This is a genomic window from Mumia sp. (assembly GCF_028803055.1).
Classification (GTDB): domain Bacteria; phylum Actinomycetota; class Actinomycetes; order Propionibacteriales; family Nocardioidaceae; genus Mumia.
The window spans coordinates 1-7,246 of the sequence record NZ_JARBCJ010000164.1 but is presented as its reverse complement, the minus strand read 5'-3'; the positions used below and the strand labels follow the sequence as shown (position 1 = coordinate 7,246).

Here is a 7,246-nt window from a genome sequence, read left to right as displayed (position 1 = left end):
TGTGCGTCGGGATCGGCCTCGGCACCGGCGTTGGGGATCTGCTCGGTGACGGTTCCTGCCGGCTGGTCCGACGACGGCTGCTCGAAGACCCGGACCTTGAAGCCGGCGTCCTCGAGGATCGCCTCGGCCTCGTCACGCATCTTGCCGACCACGTCCGGGACCTTCGACTTGCCGGCGGAGACGGTCAACGTGACCGACGTGCCGGGATCGACCGGTTCCCCGGGGACCGGGTCGGTCTTGAGAACCTCGTTCTTGGGCGCGTCACTCTCCTGGACCACCACCTCGTACGTCAGACCCGCCGCCTTCAGCTGCTCTCTGGCGGCCTTGAGCTTGAGGCCGACGAGGTAGGGGACCTCCACCCGCTCCGGCCCGGTCGAGACGACCATGGTGACGGTCGTCTTGTCGCCCTTCGGCGTGTCGATTCCCGGGGCGGGGTCGGTCGAGATGACCTTGCCGGCGTCGACGTCGGCGCTCGCAGTCTTTTTGATCTCGCCCATCGTGAAGCCGAACTCGGGTCCGGTCAGCTTGCGCTCGGCGGCGGCCTGGCCCATGCCGACGACGTCAGGCATCGCGACCTTGGGGGTCTCTGTGGTGTCGTCCTTGCCCATGAGCTCGGGAATGCCCCATGCTGCCAGCCCGACGACCAGCAGCGCGGCGATCGCGGACAGGATCCAGACCCATCGCCTGCTCTTGCCGTCCTCCTCGTCGCCGGCGGCCGGGGGGAGGTTGGCCGGCGGCAGCGCCTCGGTCGCTGGGGCGGCCGGGACAGCTGCGTACTGGGCCGTCGGGGCCGCAGAGGCAGCGGTGGGCTGACCCGCGAGGACACGCTCGATGTCGGCGCGCATCTCGGCGGCACTCTGGTAGCGCTCGTCGGTGCGCTTGGCCAGGGCCTTCGCGACGACGCGGTCGACCACCGGCGTGACCTCGGGGTTGAACGTCGACGGCGGCGGAGCCTCCTCGCGCACGTGCTGGAGCGCGACCGAGAGCGGGCTGTCGCCCTGGAACGGGGGCCGCCCGGTGAGCAGCTCGTAGAGGAGGCAGCCGGTCGAGTAGATGTCGCTGCGGGCGTCGACGGTCTCGCCGCGCGCCTGCTCCGGCGAGAGGTACTGGGCGGTGCCCACCACGGCGGCCGTCTGCGTCATCGCCGAGGAGGTGTCGGCGATCGCGCGGGCGATGCCGAAGTCCATGACCTTGACCTGGCCGGACGGCGTGAGCATCACGTTGGCCGGCTTGATGTCACGGTGGATGATGCCCGCACGGTGGCTGTAGTCGAGCGCGGCGAGGATGTCGGCGGTGATCTCGAGCGTGCGCTCGGGGAGGATCTTGCGACCCTCGCGCTCCATCTCGCGCAGGAGGTCGCGCAGCGTCTTGCCCTCGACGTACTCCATGACGATGAACGGCACCGTGTGCCCGTCAGGCCCGGTCGCCTCGCCGGTGTCGTAGACCGCGACGATCGAGGGGTGGTTGAGAGCGGCTGCGGACTGCGCCTCGCGCCGGAAGCGGGCGAGGAACGTGGGGTCGCTGGCCAGGTCGATGCGGAGGCGTTTGATCGCCACGGTGCGGCCGAGCCGCAGGTCGCGTCCGATGCGGACCTCGGCCATGCCGCCACTGCCCAGCACGCCGCCGATCTCGTAGCGGTCGCCGAGGCGGCCGTACGCACCCGGGGGCCCTGCGTAGCCCCGACCCGGGCCGGTGGGCGTTTCGGTCATCGTTTCCTGCTTCCTTCAAGGCAACTGCTCAAAAATACCGGTCGGGCGGTGAGAATCCCGTGCAGAGGGCGTGTCATCGACCGATCACCGCCTCCATGACCGATCTGGCGATGGGTCCTGCCAGCCGGCCGCCCGAGATGTCGTCGCGTCCGGTGCTTGAGGACTCGACCACCACCGCGACCGCGACCTTGGGGTCGTCGGCGGGGGCGAACGAGACGAACCAGGCGTAGGGCGGACGGTCCGACGTGGACTGCGCGGTGCCGGTCTTGCCGCCGACCTCGACCCCCGAGATCGCGGCCGACGAGCCGGTGCCGTTGTCGACGACGTCGACCATCATCTGGCTCAGCCCGGCCGCGGTGCCGCCCGAGATCGCGTCGCGGATCTTCTCCGGCTTGGCGGTCTCGATCGTCTTGAGGTCGGGCGAGCGCACCGTCGACACGAGGTAAGGCTTCATGAGCGCTCCGCCGTTGGCGATCGCGCCGGTCGCCATCGCCATCTGCAGCGGGGTCGCCGACACCTCGAACTGCCCGATGCCGCTCTGCGCGAGCTGGGGCGGGTCGAGCTCGGCGTCGGGGTCGCCGGTGAACTGGCTGGGGTTGCTGGCGACCTGCTCGATCGGCCGGGTCCCGAACCCGAAGGCATCGGCCTGCGCCTGCATGGCGGCCTGACCGACCTTCATCGAGAGGTCGCCGAAGGTGACGTTGCAGGAGACCTCGAGCGCCTGGGTCAGGGTGATGTTCTTGCCGCCGCAGTTGCCCCCGCCCTGGTTGACCAGCTGGTATGACCCGAAGCCGGGTGCGGACAGGGCGCTCCCGCCCTTGACCTTGCTGGAGGGGGTGAGGTCGAGGTTCTCCATGGCGGCGGCAGCGGTGACGATCTTGAACGTCGACCCCGGCGGCAGTGTCTGCTGGGTCGAACGGTTGAGCATCGGCTGGTCCTCGTCGGCGTTGAGCCGGTCCCAGGCCTCGGTGACGGCGCTGAGTTTGTGGCTCGCGAGGACGTTGGGGTTGTAGGTCGGGGTGCCGGTCATCGCGAGGATGGCGCCGGTGCTCGGGTCGATCGCGACCGCAGCGCCCTTGGCGTCACCGGGGAGACCGTCGAGGCCCTCGGCGGCGGCTCGCTGGGCCTTGCGGTTGATCGTCACCGACACGCTGCCACCACGAGGCTGGTTGGATCCGATCAGGTCGACGACACGGTTGACGAAGAGCCGGTTGTCGCTGCCGGAGAGGATCGAGTTCTGGGACTGCTCCAGGCCGCTGCGCCCGTAGGTGTAGCTGAAGTAGCCGGTGATGTCGCTGTAGAGCTTGCCCTCGGGGTAGCGGCGCTGGAACTTCCAGACGTCGTCGACCGGGACGCTCTCGGCGATCGGTCGGTCGCCGACGAGGATCGGGCCGCGCTCACGGGCGAACTGCTCGTCGATGACACGTCGGTTGCCGTTCTTGGCGTTGAGCGTGTCGGCGTCGACGAACTGGATGTAGTTGACCCCGAGGAGCAGCGCGACGAAGAGCATCAGGCACACGATCGACATCACGCGGATCGGCCGGTTCACAGCTTCACCACCTGGGTCGAGTCGTCCATCTCCAGCGGCGCCGCCTCCGGGGGCGGACGCCGGCTCTGGTCGCTGATCCGCAGCAGCAGCGCGACGATCGCCCAGTTGGCGAGGATCGAGGACCCGCCGTACGACATGAACGGGGTGGTGAGGCCGGTGAGCGGGATGATGCGGGTGACGCCGCCGACGACGACGAACACCTGGAGCGCGAAGGACACGGCGAGACCTGTCGCGAGAAGCTTGCCGAACGCGTCCCGGCACAGCAGCGCGATCCGCAGCCCTCGCTCCACGATCAGGCCGTACATCAGCAGGATCGCCATCGCGCCGGCGAGCCCGAGCTCCTCGGCGAAGGAGGCGAAGATGAAGTCGGAGTAGGCGAACGGGGTGAGGAAGGGGTTGCCCTCACCGAGCCCGCGTCCGAGGAGGCCACCCCACGCCATGCCGAACAGGCCCTGGGTCAGCTGGAACGTGCCCTCGGTCACCGGGAAGGGGCTGAGCCAGGCGTCGACACGGCTCTGGACGTGGCTGAAGGTCGTCGCGGCGAAGGTCGCGCCCCCGACGAAGAGAAGGGTGCCCACCACGAGCCACCCCGGCCGCTCGGTGGCGACGTAGAGCATGACGACGAAGAGGCCGAAGAACAGCAGCGAAGAACCGAGGTCGCGCTGGAAGATGAGGACGCCGAGGCTCACGAGCCACGCGGCGAGGATGGGGCCGAGGTCGCGGCCGCGGGGGAAGTCGATGCCCATGAACCGCCGGCCTGCCAGCGCGAGGGCGTCGCGCTTCACGACGAGGTAGCCGGCGAAGAAGATCGCCAGGCAGATCTTGGCGAACTCGCCCGGCTGGAGACTCAGGCCGCCGACCCGGATCCAGATGCGGGCGCCGTTGATCTGCGTCCCGATGACGGGCAGCAGCGGGAGGATCAGCAGCACGAGCGCGGTGAGCCCGAACGTGTAGGTGTAGGCCTGGAGCTTGCGGTGGTCACGCACGATGAGCAGGACGGCGACGAACAGGGCCAGGCCGATCGCGGTCCACATCACCTGCCGTCCGGCGAACTGCTTGGCCTCGTCGCCGAGGCGGTCGAGTCGTGCCAGGTCGAGCCGGTAGATCATGGCGACGCCCAGCCCGTTGAGGGCGACGACCAGCGGCACCAGCACCGGGTCGGCGTACGGCGCCACGAACCGGACGACGAGGTGCGTGGCCACGGCGATCACCACGAGGAGGACGGCGAGGCCGGCGACGAAGCCGGGGACCTTGCCGCGGGCGCCGAGCCCGACGGCGCAGAAGGCGAAGATGACGATCACGAGAGCGAGCGCCACGAGGAGCGCCTCGGCGCCTCGGCGCTTGCGGTGGACGACGGCGGGGTTGGTCGCTGGGGTGCTCACTCGACGCCCCCGCACTCCGCACCGGGCGCGTTGGCCTGGGCGGGGTCGGCGCAGCGGGCCGCGATGTCACGGAGCTGGTCGATGGTGTCGCGGGCGTCGGCCAGCGAGGTCGACGTGATGCCCTTCTCGACCTGGTTCGCGCGGAACGTCGGCAGCGACGCCAGCGTGACGTCGGTGACCTCCTCGACGCTGTCGAGCTCGAGGAGCGGCAGGTCGGCCTGGATGCCGCGGAAGATGGCCACGTTGCCGTCGGAGGTGCCGACGTAGTACTGGCGCTGGGTCCAGTCGTAGGTCAGCTTGGCGGCGAGGGCGAGGAGGCCGACGACGACCGCGATCACGACCAGTCGCCGCAGCCACACGTAGCGCCGGGGCGGCCGAGGAGCGTACCGGAGCGCCTCGGGGTCGGCCGTGCCGTCGCCGTTGGCGCGCGCGGCACCGGCGCCGCCCGCGTCGTCGTCGATCGCCGGCACGGCGTCGAGGTTGGTCGCGGTGGTCGGTCCGGAGCCCGGTCGCGCCTGCTCGGAGGCGGCTCCGACGAGCATCGGCTGCCCGTCGGCGGAGGCGAGGGTCGGGTCGGGCGGGGCATCAAGGTCGATGATCTCGCCCAGGATGACGGTGACGTTGTCGGCGCCACCGCCGGCCAGCGCCCGCTGGACCAGCTCCACGGCCGCCGAGTCCACCGTGGGGGCGTTGGCCAGGACGTCGGCGATGGAGTCGTCGTCGACCATGTCGGACAGCCCGTCGCTGCACAGCAGGTAGCGGTCGCCCAGCCGCGGCTCGATCAGGGTCAGGTCGGGCTCGGCGTCGTCGCGACCGAGCAGGACGCGGAGGATCAGGGAGCGGTTGGGGTGGGACCGCGCCCCCTCGGGGGTCAGACGGCCCTCGTCGACCAGGCTCTGGACGAGCGTGTGGTCCTTGGTGATCTGGTGAAGGTGGCCGTCGCGCATCAGGTAGGCGCGGGAGTCGCCGATGTGGGCAAGGCCGAACGTCGTGCCGTTCCACAGCAGAGCGGTGAGGGTCGTCCCCATCCCCTCGACGCTCGGGTCGTCCTCGATCACCTCGGCGAGACGGTCGTTGGCACGGTGCACGGCGCCGGCGAGCGCCTCGATGACGTCGCCGTTCGGCGGCCGGTCGAGGCGGCGTACGACGTGCATGACCTCGGAGGAGGCGAGGTCTCCGGCGGCCGCGCCTCCCATGCCGTCGGCGATCACGAGCAGGTGCGGGCTGGCGTAGCCGGAGTCCTGGTTGGAGCTCCGCCTGCGTCCGACGTCCGAGAGGGCGACGTAGGTGTAGCCGAGGCGTGTCTGGTGAGCGGGCAAGGGGCGTCCTACTTCCGGAGCTCGACCACGGTCTTGCCCAGGCGCACGGGCATGCCGAGGTCGACCGGGACGGGGGACGTCACACGTTGGCTGCCGAGGTAGGTGCCGTTGGTCGAGCCGAGGTCCTCGACGTACCACTGCTCGCCGTTGGTCGAGAAGCGCGCGTGGCGGGTCGACACGTAGTCGTCGTCGAGCCTGATCGCGGCGTCGGTGCCGCGGCCCAGCAGGATGTCGGCGCCCGTGACCGGCACCAGCTGGCCGGCGTTGGGCCCGTCGGTGACCACGAGCGTCGACGGCATCCCGCGCTTGGGCTTGCGGCCCTTGGGTGCGCGGGGCTGCTTGGACTTCTTTTGCCGCGGCGGCTGGGGCTGCGGCGCGCGCGTCGTGTCGACCTTGGCACCGAAGATGTCGGAGCGGATCACGGAGACCGCGGAGAGTACGAAGAGCCACAGCACCGCGAGGAATCCGAGCTTGATGAGGGTGAGGGTCAGCTCGGTCACCAGCGACCGCCTTGTGGCCCGGCCTGCGGCGGCGGCTGCGAGGGCCCGGCGTACGGCGGCGGAGATCCGGGTGCAGCAGGCGCGGGGCCGGGTGGGGCCACCGGGCCGGTCGGCCCGACCGGGGGTCCGGGGCGCGCGTGCGGGTTGCGGACCACGACCAGCGTGTTGCCCAGCTGAACCCGTGAGCCGTCGGTGAGGACGGCGTGGGTGACGCGTCGCCCGTCGACCACGATGCCGTTGGTCGAGCCGAGGTCCTCGATCGCGACGCGGACGCTGCTGCCCTCGAGGAAGACGCGGAACTGAGCGTGCTTGCGGGAGACGCCGGGGTCGTTGATGCGCAGCTGCGCGTCGGTGCCGCGGCCGATCACGACGCCGGGCGGCTCGACGGGGTGGCGCACGCCGTTGACCTCGAGGACCACCGGTGCCTTGGCGACGGCGGTGTCGGTCATGCGGACACCCGCGGCGGGGGTCACGGCGGCGGAGGCGCGCGAGCGGATCCGGAAGCGGCCGGTCGTCAGGTCGGGCTGGTGGACGAACTCGAGCTTGAGCGGCCCCGCGAGCGTGTAGTGCTGCTCGGCCACGTGCTCGTGCACGAGCTCGGAGAGCTCGCCCGAGAGCGTGCCGCCGTACGGGGCGAGCCGCTCGTAGTCGATCTGCGAGAGCTCGACGGTGAAGTCGTTGGGGACCAGGACCCGGTCGCGCGAGAGGATCTGAGCACCGTTGTCGAGCTCACGCTGCAGGGCAGCAGCGATCTCGACCGGTTGGACCGCACTCTGGAACACCCGCG

The 7,246-nt window shown here is 70.7% G+C and carries 6 protein-coding genes; all 6 read right to left on the bottom strand.

Annotated elements, in window-relative coordinates; all coding sequences use genetic code 11:
• Window positions 1-1,709, bottom strand: a 1,709-nt coding sequence (gene pknB, locus PV363_RS14105) for a Stk1 family PASTA domain-containing Ser/Thr kinase (RefSeq protein ID WP_301022636.1), incomplete at its 3' end; no start/stop codon positions are given.
• A gap of 73 nt (window positions 1,710-1,782) precedes the next feature.
• Window positions 1,783-3,258 (bottom strand): penicillin-binding protein 2, encoded by a 1,476-nt coding sequence (locus tag PV363_RS14100; RefSeq protein ID WP_301022635.1) that lies wholly within the window; start codon window positions 3,256-3,258, stop codon window positions 1,783-1,785.
• The gene (locus tag PV363_RS14095) at window positions 3,255-4,640 is read right to left on the bottom strand and encodes an FtsW/RodA/SpoVE family cell cycle protein (RefSeq protein WP_301022634.1); all 1,386 of its coding nucleotides are present in this window, start codon (window positions 4,638-4,640) and stop codon (window positions 3,255-3,257) included. Before PV363_RS14095 ends, PV363_RS14100 begins: the two co-directional genes overlap by 4 nt.
• A complete protein-coding gene (locus PV363_RS14090) occupies window positions 4,637-5,959 on the bottom strand; it encodes a protein phosphatase 2C domain-containing protein (RefSeq protein ID WP_301022633.1) in 1,323 nt (440 codons plus the stop codon). The genes PV363_RS14095 and PV363_RS14090 overlap by 4 nt, the downstream gene beginning before the upstream one ends.
• 8 nt (window positions 5,960-5,967) lie before the next feature.
• Complete coding sequence (locus PV363_RS14085; protein ID WP_220342791.1) at window positions 5,968-6,459, bottom strand: FHA domain-containing protein; 492 nt, start codon at window positions 6,457-6,459, stop codon at window positions 5,968-5,970.
• The coding region (locus PV363_RS14080) for a DUF3662 and FHA domain-containing protein (protein ID WP_301022632.1) at window positions 6,456-7,246 on the bottom strand (791 nt) is incomplete at its 5' end. The genes PV363_RS14085 and PV363_RS14080, both read right to left, overlap by 4 nt.